Here is an 18017-nt window from a genome sequence, read left to right on the forward strand (position 1 = left end):
CGCCCCGCGAACTCGCAGCCGAGGACGGCTGCGCTTAGGCGCGCGGAGGCCGTGCCGGATGCGCTTCGCAAATCCCAGTTCGAACACCACAGATTGGTTTGGCGTCATTGCTCCGTTTGTTTCAGTGGGACGGTGGCCCGCACGGTGGTGCCGCGCTTGCCGGAAATAATTTCCAGATGACCGCCCGCCAAACGCAAGCGTTCGGTCATTCCGACGATTCCCACTCCCAAAGCCTCCGGTTTACCTTCGCGCTTCGATGGTTTTCGAGACGAAATCCCGTGGCCTTTGTCCCGCACTTCCAACACCACACTATTGGGTTCGCGCCGCAGCCGGATGGATGCCGACTTGCTCCCCGAGTGCCGATGGATGTTGCCCAGACTTTCCTGGACCACGCGGAACATTGTCAGTTCCAATGCGGCGGGCAGGCGCTGCGGGCCGCGCGGCAGATCCAGGTTCACCGTTATGCCGCTACGTTTGCTGAAGCCGTCTGCATACGAACGCAGCGCAACCGTTAGTCCGAGTTCCTCCAGCAACGGCGGGTGCAGCAGATACGAGATGGTCCGGATTTCCTGGGAGCAGCCATCCACCAGGGCCAGACTGTCGCGAAGGACTCTCCTGATCTTCGCTGACTCGTTAGTCAGTTCGTCATCGAGTTTTCCCAGGTTTATCATCAAGGACGCCAATTTCTGGGCGGTGGAATCGTGCAACTCGCGGGCGATGCGGCGGGCTTCCTCATCCTGCGCCTTGAGCAGCCGGCCGGAAAGTTCGTGCAACGCCGCCTCGGTACGTCGGTGCTCGGTCACGTCCTCGACAGTCGCTACATGGCCAGATGATTCGCCTTCGCTCCGGATTGGGGCCGTCCTCATCGAAACCTGACGAAGGGTTGAGTCAGGAAGCCGCAGAGAAAATTCCGTCGAGTATTCGGCGCGATCCTGCAAGGCGGCAAGGAAGCCAGCGATGGTTCGCGCGCGATCCGCAGGCAGGATGTAGCGGGTCCAACCCTCTCCCATGACCGCAATGGCTCCAACCTTGAAGATGGCTCTGGCCCGCGGATTGGCGTAGGTGCAGTTGCCGAGGTCATCCAACAGCAGTATCCCCAAGGGCGAACTTTCGCTTAGACTGCGAAAGACGGCTTCGCTTTCGCGGAGCGCCTCCTCCACCCGCTTGCGCCCGGTGATGTCGCGGCCAACCGACTGAATTTCCGTGAGCCGCCCCTGCGGGTCGAAGAAGCCCCGGTTGACAAACTGCATCCAATGCAGGTCACCTTTCCCCGAATAGACCCGATTTTCAACCAGGATGATCGGATGAGCTGGCGACATGGTCTTGAGTTTCTTCTGGATCATTTCCACATCTTCCGGGTGAGCCTCGGGAAACCATTTTTGACCCACCATTTCGTCTTTAGTTTTCCAAAAGAAGCGGCAGAACACATCGTTGACGAACACGTAGCTTCCGTCCGGCTTAATACGACAGATGATCTCGGTCTGATCTTCCACTACAGCCCGATAGTGTTCTTCGCTCTCCCGCAGCGCCGCCTCCGCCCGCTTGCGCTGAGTGATGTCCACCATAATCCCGCGCAGCTTTGCGGGCCGGTCGTTCTCCACGACCACGGTGACCATGTCCCGCAGCCAGACCGCATGCCCGTCGGCGGCCAGTATCCGATACTCGAACTCGTGGTCGTATTTCTCCCGGGTGCATTGTGCGCAGTAACGCACCGCCTCCTCGCGGTCGTCCGGGTGAAGGTGATCGGCCCAGAAGGCCGGTTCTTCGGTCCACCGTGACAGGGGGAAGCCCAGCAACCGCTCGGCCCGCGAACTGACGAATGTGAAGCGAAACGTTTCCGCGTCCGCTTCCCAGACGATTCCATCCAGACTGGCGATCAGTTCCTTCCGTTGCCGGTCGGCCAGCCGCACGGCCTCCTCGGCCTGCTTGCGCGCGGTGATATCCCGGGCAATCGTTGACCCACCGATGACATTCCCTGCGGTATCCTTCAGCGAAGAGACGGTCAGGGAAAGATGAATTCTTTTTCCGTCCTTGCGCAGTCTTATCGTTTCAAAATGCTCCAAGCGTTCATCGCGTCGGAGACTTTCGAATATCTGCTCTAATTCTTCCGTACTTTCCGGGCAACAAAGGATTGAAATTGGTTTGCCGATGACTTCATCGGGGCGGTAACCGTAAATCCTCTCGGCGCCGCGGTTCCAACTCAGAATGGTGCCTTCCAGCGTCCTGCTGAGAATTGCGTCGTCCGACGATTCGACAATGGCTGCCAACTGCCGTGCCGAGTCCTCCACCTGCTTGCGTGCGGTGATGTCTTCTGCAATGCCAGCGACGCGATACACTTCACCCGCCTCGTTCCGAATGGGGAAACCCCGGTCGTGGATCCAACGCACCGAGCCATCGGGCCGCACGATGCGATACTCTCCTTCGAAACCCTGGACGCGCTTCGGCGTGTCCAACGCCACAATCACGCGATCACGATCCTCGGGATGGACGGCCTCCAACCAGGAACTCGGGCGCTCATACAGACTTTGAAGGCTGCGACCCCAAACCTTCTCATACGCGGGACTGACATACAGCATCTGGGTCAGATCGAGGTTGGCCACCCAGAATACCTGCGTGACGGCCCCCGCTAATTGCCGGAAGCGTTCTTCGCTGCGACGCGACTCTTCGGTCTGCTTGAGCAACTGGGCGTTCTTCTCCTCTAATTTCTCCACCAATTGCCGGTTGTAGGTCTTCATCAGGCTCAACTCCTGTTCGGGCCGGATGGCGGTGGGGTGATGCTCTGGCGGACGCTTGAGCAGATCGCGGAGGGTGGCGAGGATTTCTACGGTGGCCGCTGGCTTCTTGAGGTAACGGTCCGCGCCCACTTCCGCCGCCAGCCGTTTGTCGCCCCGCGAGGTGAAGGTGTTCGTGTAAACGATGAAGGGGATGCGGCAAAGCCGTTCGCGGGCGCGCACCTCGGCACAGAGGCGATAACCGTCCATCTTCGGCATTAAGACGTCGGAGATGATGGCGTCCACCGGCTCGCGCTCCAGAAGGCCGAGGGCTTCGACGCCATCGGGGGATTCGAAGACGGTGAAGTTGTCGGCCTCCAACTGTGTGCGGAGCAGCTTGCGATTGGTCGCGTGGTCCTCAACGATGAGAACGTTCATGGGATTTTTGATTTGCCATTGGCGACTTGCGATTGCATCGTTGTTTCTATTCACCTTTTAGTGTGCTCGATTATTTGCACGAACGAATCCTCCTACATGGAGCGATCCATGAGATGAAACCGCCGGAAGGGACGATGTGGAAAAGTGCACTTCGGAGGAAGGCGTCTTTGCGGCACCGTTCGAACTGCACCGATTTATCGGTCTGCTGTTCGTAAAGATTGCGTGACCATTTCTCGAACGCGCTGTCTATGGCTAAGATCACGCTATCTCGCCCGTTGAAGCAGCGGCGAGCGAAATTGATGTGCAAAAATTGAGGTGATGTCGTCAAGATTTGGTTGTTTGGTTTCGCGATTAACGCCACGATTGGAGTGATGTCATACTGTTAATACGCGCCGTGGACTCAAATCTTTCAAAAAAAGAACGAGCGAATTACAACTTGGGATAAAGAAAGGTCATATCGTTGTTCTCTCACTCGGTGTTAGTAGTGCCCAATCGAACTGCAACTGGGGCGTGATCCGGCTGAAATTGTGAAACTCCACCGGCTTGACCAGGTAGGTCTCGGCACCCAAACGCCGCGCTTCACGAATGTCGCGGTCCTGCTGCGAAGCCGTGAGCACCACCACCGGGATCATCCGTGTGCGTTCATCGTTCTTGATCTGCCGCAGCACTTCAAAGCCATGCACCTTGGGCAAATGAAGGTCCAGCAGCACGACTTGCGGGCGCTCCTCGACTTTGCGACTGGCAAACGCGCCACGGCAAAAGAGAAAGTCCAGCGCCTCCGCACCGTCCCCGACGATGTGGACGCGATTGGTGAGCCGCGCCTGCTTGAAGGCGCGCATAGTCAAATCCGCATCCTCGCGGTTGTCCTCGACCAGCAGGATGTCAACAATTCTTCCTTGGGCTCCGTTGCCGGCTTCCACATCGGACGGCGGCGACTCAGCCGCGGGTTCAAAGAAAGCGCTGAGGGAAACCTTCAAGGCGCGCGCGAGTTTGTGAATGCTTTCGAGCGAGGGATTGCGCGCGCCGCGTTCGATGTCGGTCACGTACGTGCGGTGCAGACCCGCCCGCCAGGCCAGTTCTTCCTGCGAGATTCCCAATCGGCTTCTACGACTCTTCACCGCTGTGCCGAAACTGACTTTGACATCGAACCTGATGGGTAGCTTTTTCGCCATCTGCGGTTAATGTATCAAACCGGCACAAGAGACGATAAGTGACAATCGTCGCAACGCGGCCGGATGGTTACTGCGTCCAAGCCTGTCATGGCGGCTTCGTCTCGAAACAAGCCCAAGGTGGAGCAATTGGCCTCGCCGATGTGCTCCCTCGTTCCGCAGGAGAATTTTCCCGTCGAGATCCTTGCCGATGATCGAATACCCGGTGGAGGATTCGAGGATGTTGCCGATGAAGTCGAGCGCCTGTTGCGGCGTGTGGACGATGGTGGAGTCAAAGAGTCTGGCCGGCACAGTTCGCTCCTTTGGTTGGAAGACCGAAATGGAAAGTCGCGCCCGCCAGCACCACCGCGCCGAGGAGCAGAACGGCCCCGCCGGGGCCGCGGGCCGCGGGCCTGAACCTGGCTCGGCGTCGGGCGACACGCTCAAATGTTGGTTTCAAGCTCTTCAAGGGCCGTCAATATCCTCCGGGGTTAGACCCGGAAAAAACTTCTTGGTACACGCGGGGCAGAAGCCGTGGGTGAACTTGGCCTCCGAGCGCTCCGCGATGTAGGATTCAACGTGGCTCCAGTAACCGCGGTCATCGCGAATCTTTTTGCAGCCGGCGCAGATGGGCAGCAGGCCGCTGAGTTGTTTCACGTCGGCCAGCGCCATTTGCAGGTCGGCAATCAGCCGTTCGCGCTCTTGCTGCATCCGCTGGCGCTCGGCGATTTCCGCGCGCAGGCTTTCGTTGGCCGTCTGCAATTCGTGCGTGCGCTCCTGCACGCGCTGCTCCAGCGTCCGGTTCACTTCCTGGAGTTGCGCTTCGGCGGCTTCCCGCGCCCGGAGATGCCGGAGCAACGGCACGAACGCGAACGCGCGCAGCGCCGGAAAGGCCAGCACAACCAAAATGGTCGCGTCGAGAACGTTGGTCAGCAGCGGCGGCATCGTGGGCAGCGCCGCCACGAGCAGCATCGCGATCACCTCCGCCACGAACAGCGAGGCGGCCAGGATGACGAACAGCCTCGCCGGGGAGCGGGCGGAGGCGGGGTGTCGGGCGGCCAGTTGCACTGGGCTACGCATTGTTATTGGAGCTGGCATAGTTGGGCTTTCTCACGATTCGCGCCGGCGATGTGGAGAATTGATGGGATCGCGAGTGGTCGCCCGCCCCCGCAATAGCGACCCGAGATGCGTGTCTCGAAGGCTTTTCAAAGCTGAACAACGCTTGGTTTCGGTCATGGTCATGTGTCTCCCTCGCCGGTGATTGCTCCGGTTTGGTGCAAAATATGTACAAGATATGATAACTTCAAGCCTTATTTTGTCTTATGGCAAACAAGAACCGACGGAATAAAAATACGGACTTGAACAAGGTTTGGGCTAACGGCAAGACGGCGAACGTCGTAGGGCTGCTGGTGCGCAAGTTGCGCCGCGAGCGCGGCCTCACCCAGGAGCAACTGGCCGCTCAGTGTCAGGTGCGCGGATTGAATCTTTCGCGCAGCACCTTGGCGAAAATCGAAGCGCGCGTGCGGTTCATCAAGGCCTGCGAGCTGTTCATCATCGCCAAGGTATTGAACGTGGCGATGGAAGATTTTTATCCTGCGGATTTCGGTGGACGGCGCACCAGGTGATACGGACTGAAAACGCGCCGGCGGAGAGCGCCCATGAAAGGCCGGGCATACCGCATTGGTTCATCCGCATGACTTGGCAATGCTGAGAAGGCGATCGTCGCCCCGGGAGGCGGGATCACGAACCATTGGACGAGGCCGGGCGCGAAGCGTTTGGAGCGCGGTGACTCGTCACCGCTTTTTTTTGGAACGATGCATTTTGAGTTGAGGAGCGCGCCCGCCCCCGGGGCGCAGCCGACGACGCCCTCGTCGTTGGCATCCGCTTGCATGTGTGTGAACCATTTGGTGCCGACGCGCCGCGCGGGGCGATCGGCGCTCCTGCCGCGACGATGCGTGCAGTGTTCGGCACGAGGGCGTGCCGAACCGCAGCCGGGGCGGCTGCGCTCCCGATTCGTTTCAGATGAATTGTTCCGGACTAGCGAACGGTCGAGCTTGCGAACGTGCGGCTGCGTGCGAAAGCGCCGATGAATCGGCGCACTCCAAACGTGGCGCACTTATCGAAGCCTCGCTCGCAGTTCCACCATTGCCGTTACCAAGGTTCACGGTGGGCGCAGAAAAACTGCTGGTTTTGGCTTGCTCCCTGCTGAAGTGACGAGTAATTAGAACCTGTCGCGGCCTCGGGCGAGGCCGGGCAAATGAGTGGCCCGCGTGGCGGAATTGGCAGACGCGCTAGATTCAGGTTCTAGTGAGTAACATCGTACAGGTTCAAGTCCTGTCGCGGGCACCATTTCGAGACAGTCGAGGTGCCCCGATGTGGAGTTTTTAGACCGAGGTAACATCACAAGTTTCATGTCCGCAACGATTCGTCTGGCAACCCGGGATGACGCCGCGCTCTGGCTGGATTTGCTGCAAGCGACGTTGGGGAGCGAGTATCCCGCCAAAGAGGTTTACGATCCCGCCTGGATCGCGAAGGAACTTGATTTGGCCACCGGTCAGGAAACCTGGGTCGCCGAGGTCGATGGCCGATTACACGCCAGCATTTCGTTTTTGCAGCCGGTGGAGGCCAACATCAATCCCATCGCCAACCTCGGCCGCAATCTGCATCGTCCGGAAAGTTATGCCGACGGTTCATCCGAAGCGTTGGGTCGCAAGCTCATTGACCTGGCGGCGGAACGGAAACAGATGATTGTCGTCCGCGTGCCGGCCGCCGACAACGGACAGCAAACCCTGTATGAAAAACTCGGTTATGTGTGTGTCGGCTTTCAGCCGTTGAAACACATCCTGAAAACGCGACAGGGAATTCTTTTTTATGTTCATGCGGCGCAGCCGGGGCAGGTCACCCGCCTGCCGCTCTCGGAATCATTGCCGCAGATCAGTGAACTGGCCAGCATCGTCCTGACCAGCCTGGACATTCCCAATCCGCTCTTGGTGCGGGATGGTGTAACGGGTTATCCGTTGCACGCCGAGTTGACCATCCATGATGCGACGTATGACGATTTCGTCGTGTGGCGCGAACAATTGCACAAGGTGCACCATGCGCCGGAGGTTTCCACGGGCTTCAATCGCGGCTGCGGTTTGTTGCGCACAACCACGGACGCGCCGCTACGCGCGGTTTTGGGCCAGCGCGAATCCGGGATCGTCTCGGGCCTGGCATACATTCACGACGAGCAGGACCGGTGCGTGCGGATTTTGGACGCCTTCTCCACGGATGAACTATCCATCGGGACATTGTTCCAACACGTTGACCGAATTGCCCAGGAAGAATTGAGCGCCGCCTATTTGGAAGTGGACATTCTGATGACCGCGCCGCGTTTGTTAAAGAGTGCCGAGCAGCTTGGCTTTGCACCCATCGCCTACTTGCCGGCCTTTTTCAATCAAGGCGGGCTGTGCACGGATGTCGTGAAGCTGGTCAAATTGAACATGATGTATGACACGGAATATACGGCCCTGACGGACACCGCCGCGGCCATCGTGGGCACCATCGATCAGAATTTTGAGTACTACAAAACGGGGCGGGCGGTGGTGAATCTGTTGCGGGCCTTGCCGGTTTTTGCGGGGCTGGGCGATGGTGAACTGCGCAAGATCGCCCGGCTGTTCAGTCAAAAACTCTATCGTCCCGGCGAACCGGTCTTTCAGAAAGGCGACGCGGGCGAACAGGCCTACATCGTCATGCGTGGGCAGGTGAATATTTATCTGGACGACCCCACGGACCCGGTGGCCACGACGCAAAGCGGCCAGATTTTAGGTGAACTGGCGTTTTTGGACAACGCGCCCCGCTCGGCCACCGCCGTCGCCAGTCAGGCCAGCATCCTCCTGGTCGCGCACCGCGCGGCGTTCAACGACCTGGCGCAGAAGGAACCGCACCTCGGTCTGGCAGTCATGCGGAACATGGCCATGGACCTGTCCCATAAACTCCGCCGGGCCTCGGTTGCGCGCGCAGCCCGATAACCGTTCTCGTGCCCGCTTGAACTACCAATTGATCGGAACGGTCAGTTTCTTTCCGAAGCGATTGCTGTAATGAAGTTGTTTCCTCGCGGCGCCGTATTCGTGGACCAGCTTGGTCAGCTTGACGTCATAACAGCAATACTCGGCGATCTCCAGCAGCTTGCCTTCGCGATACCAGCGGATGGCCTGCATCCCCTCGGCCGTTTTCTCCACGCCGAACGTGGCGGTGGCGATGGCATCCAGCGAGAGCCGGTGTTGCAGGGTCTTTTGCAACTCCACCAGCATGTCGAGCGTCGGAAGCTGGCGCAAATCGAAGGCCGTGTAACCATGCAGCACTTCGTAATCGAACCTCAGGTTGTTGAAGCCGACCACGAGATCCGCGCGTTGCAAATCTGCGATGAGTTCATTGATCTGCCGTTCGCCGTAGATTCTGTAATCGCCGCGGGCCGTGCTGTAGGTCACGCCGATGCTCATGCCCATTTTGCTGATCTGGTTCCAGCCGCCCACTTCATCGGCGGACTTCTGCGTTTCCAGATCGAAATAAACTATGTTCTTCATCGGCTTGTTCGGCGCGACATCTTAAGCATAACGCCAACCGTCAGGAAACGGAAAATCGGTTCTCAGTGATGGTGGTGATGTCGGAAGAGGCGTCCGCGGTTCTGGAACAGATACCAGACGATGAAAATGTTCAGCGCCAGAATGATAAACACCGGCCAGGAGAATTCCCTCACCAAATCGTGCACTTCGATCGGGATGAAAAAGGCCGATTCGCCGATGGCCAGCCAGCCGGCCCAGGGCACCCGAAACATGAGTCCAACAGCTTCCACCAACGAGAACAGGCTGTAAAACAACGTGCCCGCCGCCACCCACACAACTTTCGCCTCGGTGAGCAGTCCGACCTGGACCGCCAGTTGCGCCCAGAACTTTCTCTCCGGATTCAATTTCAAGTGGCGCAGCAAACCCTGATATTCAGCCGGCAGGTCGTTGTCCGAAAGTGTATAGGCTACGAGGGCCAGGATGGCGAAGAGCGCAAATTTAAGAAGCTTGATCGCAATGATGACATAAAGCGTCGGCGCCCGTTTCTTGACGAAGTCCGTGTCGCTGGTTGGCTGGTCGGACATTTAACGAATCTTCTCCAGCAGCAGCGGCAACAAATCCTCAATCTTCACACGCGTTTGCTGCATTGTGTCGCGGTCGCGAAGTGTCACCGTGTCCTTCAACTCCGGACCTTTTTCGCCGAGCGTGTCAAAATCAATTGTGATGCCGAACGGCGTGCCCGCCTCGTCCTGGCGGCGATACCGTCGGCCAATCGCCCCGGCTTCATCGTAAAACACCGTCATGTGCGGACGAAGCAACTCCCGGACTTCCTGCGCTTTTCTTACCAGGTCAGGCTTATTTTTCAGCAACGGGAAGACCGCGACTTTGGTTGGGGCGATGCGCGGGTGAAACTTCATCACGACCCGCGACTCCAGTTTGCCTTTTTCATCCGGCGCCTGGTCTTCGCAGTAGGCGCTGCAGATGAGAGCGAGAATGAGACGGTCCACACCGGCGCTCGGCTCGATGACGTGTGGGATGTACTGGCCTTTGGCGAGGTCGTCAGCGTCTTCCTTGGCGTCCTTCTCGATTTGTTCCGCGGTCTCCTCCGGTCTCGCAGTCTTGGTCAGATATTTTTTCCGGTTTTCATAATACCGCTGCCAAAGCTCCTTTTTCTTGGCGTCGTCAAGTTTGCCCCACGCGGCGCGGAGTTCGTCATCGAACACGCCCATGGGTTTGCCGGAGAACCGTTCGTGCTGGCTCAGATCAAAATCGCTGCGCGCGGCGATGCCTTCGAGTTCCTCGCCCATCAACTCACCTTTCTCGTCGCGCTTGCTGAATGGGAACTTGAACAGGATGTCCACCGTGGCGCGGGCGTAATGCGCCAGCTCCTCCGGCTTCTGCCAATACTCGACGAGCGTGGTGCGCGGCAGTCCGATGCCTTCGTAAAACTGGATGCGTTGCTCAACCCAATACTTGTGCCACGCTTCCCAACCCCAGTTGGGTTGAGGTTGGAGCGACGCTTCACTTCCTGCGGTAGCAGCGGACGTGAGTCCGCTCTGACTTTCTGTCGTGGAAGAATGAGCGGACTCACGTCCGCTGCTACAAAGTTCAGATGCGCTTGCCACGTTTCCGCAAATCGCTGCCACCACCTCGTCCGGCCTGATGAAGAACTCCAGCTCCATCTGCTCGAACTCGCGGGAGCGGAAGGTGTAATTGCGCGGCGTGACTTCGTTGCGAAAGGCCTTGCCGATTTGCGCGATGCCGAACGGGACTTTTTGCCGCGACGTTTCGAGCACGTTCTTGAACTGCGCGAAGATGGCTTGTGCAGTTTCCGGGCGGAGATAAGCAATGTTTTCGTCCAATTCAACTGGGCCGTAGTGAGTCTTGAACATCAAGTTGAATGGCCGTGCTTCGCTTAACTCCGCTCCACTTTCAGGATGGAAATCCAGTGAATCCGAAACTGTTGTCGTGGTTTCACCTTTCAGTTCTAGATTCGTCCATTCACCAGTCGCCGAATCAATCGAACCTTGCGCATAGAACTCCCGCGCTTTTTTTCGAGCACTTTCAGGATTCTCTCCCTTGCGCAAAAGGAGTGCGAAATTCTTTTCCGGTTTCCATCCAGATGATTTGGATTCAGCGCCAGTCCAGCGGTAAACTACCCCCGATTGAGGCTCGACTTGATCTGCGCGAACTCGCTTCTTCGTCAAAGGACATTCGCGCATCAGGTCTGCAAACGTATCCACATGCCCGCTCGCCTTCCAGATCTGTGGATGCATGATGATCGTCGCCTCCAGCCCCACAACGTCGTCACGCTGGCGGGTCATGGAGTTCCACCAGAGTTCCTTGACGTTGCGCTTGAGCTCCGCGCCGAGCGGGCCGTAATCCCAAAAACCGTTGATGCCGCCGTAAATCTCCGACGATTGGAAAATGAATCCACGCCGCTTGCACAGCGACACGATTTTTTCCATCAACGGATTTTCTTTTGGCTCGGCCATAAGGCGGAGCAGTGTTGGTGAAGGTTTTGTCGCTGTCAAGGCACGGAGCTTGGTTGGGTCTGACCTGAAGTGGCGGCAACGAATCTTGACGGAGCGCGGCTGTGTCGTCCTCGACCAGCCGCAGCACGCCGAAATGCTGGAGGCACAAGGTCTATACCAGCGGCCACACGTTCCGAAACTGCTGCGGCTGGTCTTCGACACAGCCGCGCTCCGGACAGTTTCAAGATCCGCCTGATCACGAAGCGCAGACCTCGCTATCGTTTCAACCGCGGATTCGTCGTCCGATCAGGATTGCATTCACGGACGATCTGTTCCTTCATTCTCCCGTGCAGACGATAAATGCGAATCCCGAAATGATCGGGCAAACCATCGACGCGCCGGAGTGGTTCAAGCGCGCCGTTGCCACGCCGCGCGAAGATCGCGTCGTGGAGGTGGAAGGCTGTCCTATTCATTATCTCCGCTGGGGCGACACCGCCAAGCCGGGTTTGCTGTTGGCGCACGGCAGCGGCGCGCACGCGCACTGGTGGGATTTCATCGCGCCCTATTTCACCGACCACAACTGCGTCGCGGCGATCGATCTGAGCGGCATGGGCGACAGTGGCCATCGCAAGAGTTATTCCTCCGAAGTGTTCGCCAAGGAACTCATCAGTGTCTGCGCGGATGCGGGTTTCAAAAAGGACACCGTCATCATTGGTCACAGCTTCGGCGGATTTGTGACGTTGAAGACCGGGCTGATTTATGGCGACAAACTCACGGGCGTGGTGCTGGTGGATGCGCCGGTTCGCCCGCCCGATTATGAATGGGAACGCGATCCCAAGTATTCTCCGATCCAACGCAAGAAGCTTTATCCCGATTTTGAAACGGCGCTCGCGCGCTTTCGTCTCGTGCCCGCACAGCCGTGTGAGAACAAATTCATTTTGGATTACATTGCCCGACATTCATTGGTCAATGTGGACGGCGGCTGGAGTTGGAAGTTCGACGACCAGCTTTTCAACGGATTCAAAATTGGCAACATGTCGGAAGACCTTTCCAATCTGGCGTGCCGCGTCGGTGTGATTTACGGCGAGAACAGCCAGTTATTCTCTCAGGAAATCGTCGATTACATGTTCAAGGTGCTCGACAGCAGCGTGCCGTTCGTCTCGATTCCAGAAGCGCAGCATCATCTGTTGCTCGATCAACCGCTGGCGTTTGTTTCCGCGATCAGGACACTCTTGGCCGAGTGGCGCCATTCCAAACCGCAACGCGGCGGGCGCCGACCTTAATCCGCCTCACACTCGCTCAGAAGTTTTTGGTAGGCGGCGCGGGCGTGGTCGTAGGCGGCTTTGGCCTCTTCCTTTTCCGCCGGCTTGATGAATTTCTCTTTTTGTGACCAGCAGCGATCGACGCCTTGCAAACACCAATCCGCGCTGCGCTTCGACGCGCGAATCGGTTTGCCATCGACGAGCACAAAGATCGGATTCGTGTGCGACGAGGGCAGGATGCGCATCGCCACCCAACTGCTGCGATCAATCTTCACGTCGAAACTCACGTCCTGCAACTTGCCGTCGGCCACGATATTTTTCTTTCCGACCGGATAGCCGTTGACGATGACTTCCACGGGCACTTCGCGCGTGTCGTCGATGCGAGCGCGTTCTATGTCCCAATACGGCTTCGACGCGTAATTGAGTCTCTGCAAGGTCGGATTCGGCTGTTCATTTAATCGCGCGGCGACTCTGGCGGTGACTTTGACCGTGGTAGGCTGCGATAATTTCAATTCGCTCCCCTTCTCGCCCACGGCCATCTCGTTGACTTTGAATTCCATCAGATGGCTTTTACCGTCGCTGACGTAATTACGGCCCTTGCGAATCTCTTCGCACCATTGGTCGTAATCCAGTTTGCCGTCGAGCTTCACGTAGGAACGTCCGATCCCAACTTTCTCGCCGTAGATGCAGGGGAAATCCGTCTCGCCACTGACGCGGGTGCGATAACCGACGTTCAGCGTGTGATACCACATGTTGAGTTCCCAAACATACGGCGTATCCACCATGGAAAGAAAATCCACCGCCGGAAACAGCTTGCCATCCGGGCCGGGCAGTTCATGCGTCACATCGACGATGTATTCGTTCGCGCCGATGCCGTTGAACGGCGGGATGATGTAGTTCGGCAGCGCGTTAGTTTTCACTTCGAGTCCCCAACCGGAGTGCGCCGGGCCGCAGACCGAGCCTTGTTTCTTCGCCCAACGCAGCGTGTTCAGGCAAAGCGTCGGCCAGTGGTCCTTGGAATCGCCACCGGGATAAATCTCCTCCTTGAGCCGCAGCAAAACGAGATGACCCGAATTGTGCGAGCCGAAGCCGGAGACCTCGATGTCGTAACGCAACAGGTACGGGTATTGGGAAACCTTGTCCAACGCGCCGCAGAAAAATTGTTTTTGATAATCGAAGCACGGTCCCCAGGTCAGGTTCGCGCCCACTTTCAAGTCCTCGCCCATGCAGTGGCGGATCATGTCCGAAGCCAGCACACCCTCTGTCGGCTTGACGTAATGCGCGCAACCGGCGGCGTGAATGTGATGATCGCCCGACCACCAGCCGAATTGCGACGGATCAATCCAGCGTTGGACTTGGAACAGGAGCTGTTTGGTTTGCTTGTCCACTTTGAGATTCTGCGTTTGGGTAATGGATTCCGGCCCTCGCGAGAATTCCACCGTGTATTCGCCATCCGGCAGTTTCAACGTTTCGCCATCGCCGCGATAAACCTGCGGATGAAACGGAAAATCGGGCGCGAGCCGCTTGGCCTGCGACGGATAGACGCGGTGTTGCGTATCGCGAATCACGAACGACGCGGTGGTCGGCTGATTATTCTCGTCGCGCACGCTGAGCGTGATGGTGCGAGCGGGCAGGCAGGTGAACAGTGTGTCGACTTCGTTGCGGTAACCAATGTCCTGCGTGCCCTGGCCGACGTTGAAGGAGAACTTCGCCTCGCGACGACCGGCGTCGCGGCTGGAGAGTTGGATGATGCGGTACTCGAGCGACAGGCCACTGAGAGACTTTCCAAGAGGCTGTTGGTCGTAGGTCTGCAATTCGAGCCAGAGTTGTTTGGCGTCCGTGAGCGGAAGGGCCTCGCCTTTCTTGCGATAGAACTTATCGGAATCATTATTCTTTGGCCCAACCCCTTCCTGCGAATAGACGGAGATGGCATTGGGACTGACCGCTTGAAGCGGCGCCGTGGTGCCGGAGTCGTTGACGACTTTGACAAGGAATTGCCGCCAGCCTTGCTCCACCAGTTCCGGTTTCGCCGGCCCGGCGGCTACCTTCACGCGCATTTCCGGATTGATCGAAACGCCGAACAAACAATGCCGGTCGAGAATCTCCTGCAATTTTTCAACGGCGCGTTTGGTGTCGGTGTCTTTCATCGCCGCCTCGAGGGATTTTTTCTCGTCGGCGCTGAAGGGCGAACCGAGATAGTCCGACGCTTCAATCAACCGGCTGACTTGAGCGGCAAATGGCTGCCATTCCACGTTCTTTTCAATGGGCAAAGTCGCCGCGAACAAGAGTTGCGAAGTGAAAACAAACAACGTGAAGCCGGTCAACGCCGCTCCACAAACAGATTTTTGCCGAACATTCATAATCATTCCTTTCGGGGTTATCAGCAACCAGTGTAACAAAATGCCGTAGGGTGACCAGTGTTTATTTGCAACACAGGAGCGCAGCCGCCCCGGCTGTGGATTCGGCGCGCCCCCGCGCCGAACCCGACGCACACGCGCCACATCATCTCGTTTACACCGCGGCACCAAACGGCCAACGACGAGGGCGTCGTCGGCTGCACCCGAGGGCGGGCGCGCTCCCATTCTTAACTTGCTCGTTACTTGCTCAAGGCCGCCAGATAGCGTTCCGCATCAATGGCAGCGGCGCAACCCAGTCCCGCAGCGGTCACCGCCTGCCGATAGACGTGATCGGAACAATCACCCGCGACGAACACACCTTCGACATTCGTGGCGCTGCCCTGTTTCGGGAGGATGTAACCGTTTTCGTCCATGTCGATGATGCCTTTGAAGAGTTGCGTGTTGGGTACATGACCAATCGCCACAAACACTCCGGCGCAATCAAGCACGGTTTCAACGTTGGTCTTCAGGTTCTTGAGGCGGACGCCGGTGACCTTGTCCTGTTTCACGTCCAACACTTCCGTCACCACCGAGTCCCAGATCGGTTTGACCTTGGGATTGGAGAACGCGCGGTCAGCCATGATTTGCGACGCGCGGAGTTTGTCGCGCCGATGCACCAGATAAACGGCCGACGCGAACCGCGTCAGATAGATCGCTTCTTCGCACGCGGAATCGCCGCCGCCAACGACGACCAGCGGTTGATTGCGGAACATCGGCAACGCGCCGTCGCACGTCGCGCAATAGGTCACGCCCTTGCGCTCCAACAACGATTCGCTTTCAAGGCCGAGATGACGATGGCCGGCGCCGCTGGCGATGATGATCGTCTCGGCTTCCACCGCGTCGCCATCCACCGTCAGCACGAAAGGCCGTTGCGATACATTCACCGCTTCGACCGTGCCGAACTTCACCTTCGCGCCGAACCGCTCCGCCTGTTTCTGCATGCGCACCATGAGTTCGTAACCATCGATGCCCTCCGGAAAGCCGGGATAGTTTTCGACGATGCTGGTCGTTGTCAACAGGCCGCCGGGCATCGTGCCGGTCAAGACGAGCGGGTGGAGGTTGGCGCGCGCGGTGTAAAGCGCGGCGGTGAGGCCGGCACAACCTGTGCCGATGATGACGACTTTTTCCATAAGGACGCGAAAGGTAATTTCAACCCGTGACCTTGGCAAGCGCTGGTTGGAATGGGATGAGTGAAATTTAGTGCGATTCAATGTCGGCGTCACATCTCTTACGGAGCGCGACCGTGTGTGCGAAGCACTAAGCCGCAGCGATGCAGTTGCGAGGCGGCCCGAGCGCGCCTTTTGCCCAAACGGGGCGACGTCAATCAGCCCACGGTTGGCCGCGCCAGCGGACTACCCTGGGAAAACCGTTCCCCGAATTTCATCAACCCTGAAGGGTTGATGATTTTTTGCCGGGTGACCCAGGGTAGCTCTGGTGGCCAGTCCGGCACGGACCTCGCAACCCGGAACTGATGGATGGAAATCTTATTCCTATTTCATCCTTGCGAGAATCCAATCACTAACGTCTTTAGGCATACCCTCCCATGCTGCGGGAGGCGGACAAGTCCCAACAAAAATCTTATCTGATTTGTCAATGACTGCCCAAAGATGATCTCTGACTTGAACTGGGGTGTATTGAGTAAAAACCAAATAGGCAGAACCGCCAAGACGTGCCCAATCGCCGAGTCCTTTGATTCTTTGGATCAAAGGCTCATAGGACTGACCAGGTTTGGTCAAATCGTAGGAAATTATTAGGACCTTTTTCATTTAGTTAGCCTTTGACAATTTATGAATTGTAGCAGCTATCTGACTCACTAACTTGATGCAATCTAGGGCATCCTTTTTACGGATGCTGCTTTCAACCGGTGGATTTTGCGATAAATCGTAATCTCCTTGATGAGCTATGGCGTGGCGACGTTCTGTAAACCGCGTCAGTTCTATTTTCAGATTGTCTTCGTTAATTGAGATACTAACTGCAACCTCGTGGAAGACGTCCGTAAAGCCAGCAATTTGCAAGCAGTCGGTAATATTTTTTACACCCTGAAATGATTTACGTTGAAACTCCTGCCAGAATGCTTTGTCAACTCGAGATAAAAGATCGTCCATGCGTGCGGCTTCAAGAAGATGATCATCTTTTATGAGGCGTTTGATTTCATTTGCAAGAGGTCCCGGCAGTGGTTTTTTCCTATCGACCAAAATCATCCGAATTCTTTCGAGACAACAGGTTCTCACATATGCATCAAGTGCCGATATCGCAAGGACAATTGCGGCCCGATGGGCATCAGCAAGATAAGCTTCAGGTCTGGACTGACTTTTTCCATGAGCGGTTTCGTGAATCTTTAGCAAATTATTTGCGCGACCGATGCAGAGCTTGAAAACGGCGTGAGCGTCCAGCGTTCTTGCTGACGAAATTGCCTGTGGTGGGACTGGCGGAAGTTGAACAGGCTTTGCGGGAGCTCCAATCGCATTCTGAGAAACACCAGTCTGTTTCGTTTCCTTGCTCATGGTTTTGCTTAACTTAATCAAACAATGCTTACAACTTCAAATCCGCATCCGTCACCGCGCCGAGTGAGGCGCTCGTGACGTGGGCGGCGTATTTGGCGAGCACGCCGCGGGTGTAGCGGGGCGCGGGTTTCTTCCACGCTTTCTTGCGCTTCTTCAATTCGACGGATGGGACTTCGAGCGTCAACTCCCGCTCCTCCTCGTCGATCATGATCGAATCGCCGTTCGTCACGAGGGCAATCGCGCCGCGATGCGACTCATGCGGTCGCCGGTTCTGCACGGGCGAGGGCCGCTTCAAAGACACCGAACAGCTTCTCCTTCTGGCTGGCGACCGGTTTCTGAGGATCGAGCTTCTTTTCCAATACAAGTCCCGATCGAGGTTCGGTCAAACGCAATAACCTATCCCCCCCGACCAATTGAATCAGGTCAATCTGGATGTTCTTGCGGTCAACCATAGCCATATTTTTCATGCGACCAGCAGTCGTCCGCGCGGTTGCGGGATTTCTTTTCCGTCATCCTTCGCGGTCTTGATCCAGAATTTGA

The 18017-nt window shown here is 57.3% G+C and carries 15 protein-coding genes and 1 tRNA gene; 4 read left to right on the forward strand and 12 right to left on the reverse strand.

The window, feature by feature from the left end; all coding sequences use genetic code 11:
* Nucleotides 1-104: 104 nt before the first annotated feature.
* The 4 genes from HY298_22885 to HY298_22900 form a co-directional block, all read right to left on the reverse strand.
* Nucleotides 105-3149, reverse strand: a complete 3045-nt coding sequence (locus HY298_22885) for a PAS domain S-box protein (protein ID MBI3853107.1) — start codon at nucleotides 3147-3149, stop codon at nucleotides 105-107.
* A gap of 452 nt (nucleotides 3150-3601) precedes the next feature.
* Complete coding sequence (locus HY298_22890) at nucleotides 3602-4321, reverse strand: response regulator (protein ID MBI3853108.1); 720 nt, start codon at nucleotides 4319-4321, stop codon at nucleotides 3602-3604.
* A gap of 6 nt (nucleotides 4322-4327) precedes the next feature.
* Nucleotides 4328-4609 (reverse strand): hypothetical protein, encoded by a 282-nt coding sequence (locus HY298_22895; GenBank protein ID MBI3853109.1) that lies wholly within the window; start codon nucleotides 4607-4609, stop codon nucleotides 4328-4330.
* A gap of 153 nt (nucleotides 4610-4762) precedes the next feature.
* Nucleotides 4763-5365 (reverse strand): hypothetical protein, encoded by a 603-nt coding sequence (locus tag HY298_22900; protein MBI3853110.1) that lies wholly within the window; start codon nucleotides 5363-5365, stop codon nucleotides 4763-4765.
* 254 nt (nucleotides 5366-5619) lie between these two features.
* On the opposite strand from HY298_22900, the gene HY298_22905 reads away from it, so the two are divergent.
* From HY298_22905 to HY298_22915, 3 genes are all read left to right on the forward strand, one after another.
* Nucleotides 5620-5922, forward strand: coding sequence for a helix-turn-helix transcriptional regulator (locus tag HY298_22905; protein ID MBI3853111.1), 303 nt, complete (start codon nucleotides 5620-5622; stop codon nucleotides 5920-5922).
* Nucleotides 5923-6561: 639 nt separating this feature from the next.
* Nucleotides 6562-6646, forward strand: a tRNA-Leu gene (locus tag HY298_22910).
* A 62-nt stretch (nucleotides 6647-6708) separates the two neighbouring features.
* Entirely contained in the window at nucleotides 6709-8307 is a 1599-nt protein-coding gene (locus HY298_22915; GenBank protein MBI3853112.1) for a cyclic nucleotide-binding domain-containing protein, read from the forward strand.
* A gap of 21 nt (nucleotides 8308-8328) precedes the next feature.
* On the opposite strand, the gene HY298_22920 is transcribed toward HY298_22915, so the two are convergent.
* The 3 genes from HY298_22920 to HY298_22930 all read right to left on the reverse strand — a co-directional run bounded on the left by HY298_22920 (nucleotide 8329) and on the right by HY298_22930 (nucleotide 11336).
* Nucleotides 8329-8862, reverse strand: a complete 534-nt coding sequence (locus HY298_22920; GenBank protein MBI3853113.1) for a ribonuclease H-like domain-containing protein — start codon at nucleotides 8860-8862, stop codon at nucleotides 8329-8331.
* Nucleotides 8863-8924: 62 nt separating this feature from the next.
* Nucleotides 8925-9425 carry a DUF2127 domain-containing protein gene (locus HY298_22925; protein MBI3853114.1) on the reverse strand — a complete coding sequence of 167 codons (501 nt, stop codon included), beginning with the start codon at nucleotides 9423-9425 and terminating at the stop codon, nucleotides 8925-8927.
* The gene (locus HY298_22930) at nucleotides 9426-11336 is read right to left on the reverse strand and encodes a glycine--tRNA ligase (GenBank protein MBI3853115.1); all 1911 of its coding nucleotides are present in this window, start codon (nucleotides 11334-11336) and stop codon (nucleotides 9426-9428) included.
* A 353-nt stretch (nucleotides 11337-11689) separates the two neighbouring features.
* On the opposite strand from HY298_22930, the gene HY298_22935 reads away from it, so the two are divergent.
* A complete protein-coding gene (locus tag HY298_22935) occupies nucleotides 11690-12598 on the forward strand; it encodes an alpha/beta hydrolase (protein ID MBI3853116.1) in 909 nt (302 codons plus the stop codon).
* Here the strand turns inward: HY298_22935 and HY298_22940 are convergent.
* The 5 genes from HY298_22940 to HY298_22960 form a co-directional block, all read right to left on the reverse strand.
* On the reverse strand, nucleotides 12595-14937 hold the full coding sequence (locus HY298_22940; protein MBI3853117.1) for a CehA/McbA family metallohydrolase: 2343 nt from the start codon (nucleotides 14935-14937) through the stop codon (nucleotides 12595-12597). The genes HY298_22935 and HY298_22940 overlap by 4 nt on opposite strands.
* 236 nt (nucleotides 14938-15173) lie before the next feature.
* A complete protein-coding gene (trxB, locus tag HY298_22945; protein MBI3853118.1) occupies nucleotides 15174-16103 on the reverse strand; it encodes a thioredoxin-disulfide reductase in 930 nt (309 codons plus the stop codon).
* A gap of 360 nt (nucleotides 16104-16463) precedes the next feature.
* A complete protein-coding gene (locus HY298_22950; GenBank protein MBI3853119.1) occupies nucleotides 16464-16739 on the reverse strand; it encodes a SinR family protein in 276 nt (91 codons plus the stop codon).
* The gene (locus HY298_22955; GenBank protein MBI3853120.1) at nucleotides 16740-17477 is read right to left on the reverse strand and encodes a hypothetical protein; all 738 of its coding nucleotides are present in this window, start codon (nucleotides 17475-17477) and stop codon (nucleotides 16740-16742) included.
* A gap of 28 nt (nucleotides 17478-17505) precedes the next feature.
* Complete coding sequence (locus tag HY298_22960; GenBank protein MBI3853121.1) at nucleotides 17506-17841, reverse strand: dihydroxy-acid dehydratase; 336 nt, start codon at nucleotides 17839-17841, stop codon at nucleotides 17506-17508.
* Between the last annotated feature and the right edge of the window lie 176 nt (nucleotides 17842-18017).

The sequence above is a fragment of the Verrucomicrobiota bacterium genome (assembly GCA_016200005.1).
Classification (GTDB): Bacteria; Verrucomicrobiota; Verrucomicrobiia; order Limisphaerales; family PALSA-1396; genus PALSA-1396.

Coding starts and splice junctions, on each gene's coding strand:
- HY298_22950 (MBI3853119.1), bottom strand. CDS start 16,739: ATGAAAAAGGTCCTAATAATTTCCTACGATTTGACCAAACCTGGTCAG.
- HY298_22940 (MBI3853117.1), bottom strand. CDS start 14,937: ATGAATGTTCGGCAAAAATCTGTTTGTGGAGCGGCGTTGACCGGCTTC.
- HY298_22930 (MBI3853115.1), bottom strand. CDS start 11,336: ATGGCCGAGCCAAAAGAAAATCCGTTGATGGAAAAAATCGTGTCGCTG.
- HY298_22885 (MBI3853107.1), bottom strand. CDS start 3,149: ATGAACGTTCTCATCGTTGAGGACCACGCGACCAATCGCAAGCTGCTC.
- HY298_22905 (MBI3853111.1), top strand. CDS start 5,620: ATGGCAAACAAGAACCGACGGAATAAAAATACGGACTTGAACAAGGTT.
- HY298_22955 (MBI3853120.1), bottom strand. CDS start 17,477: ATGAGCAAGGAAACGAAACAGACTGGTGTTTCTCAGAATGCGATTGGA.
- trxB (MBI3853118.1), bottom strand. CDS start 16,103: ATGGAAAAAGTCGTCATCATCGGCACAGGTTGTGCCGGCCTCACCGCC.
- HY298_22935 (MBI3853116.1), top strand. CDS start 11,690: ATGATCGGGCAAACCATCGACGCGCCGGAGTGGTTCAAGCGCGCCGTT.
- HY298_22890 (MBI3853108.1), bottom strand. CDS start 4,321: ATGGCGAAAAAGCTACCCATCAGGTTCGATGTCAAAGTCAGTTTCGGC.
- HY298_22920 (MBI3853113.1), bottom strand. CDS start 8,862: ATGAAGAACATAGTTTATTTCGATCTGGAAACGCAGAAGTCCGCCGAT.
- HY298_22915 (MBI3853112.1), top strand. CDS start 6,709: ATGTCCGCAACGATTCGTCTGGCAACCCGGGATGACGCCGCGCTCTGG.
- HY298_22925 (MBI3853114.1), bottom strand. CDS start 9,425: ATGTCCGACCAGCCAACCAGCGACACGGACTTCGTCAAGAAACGGGCG.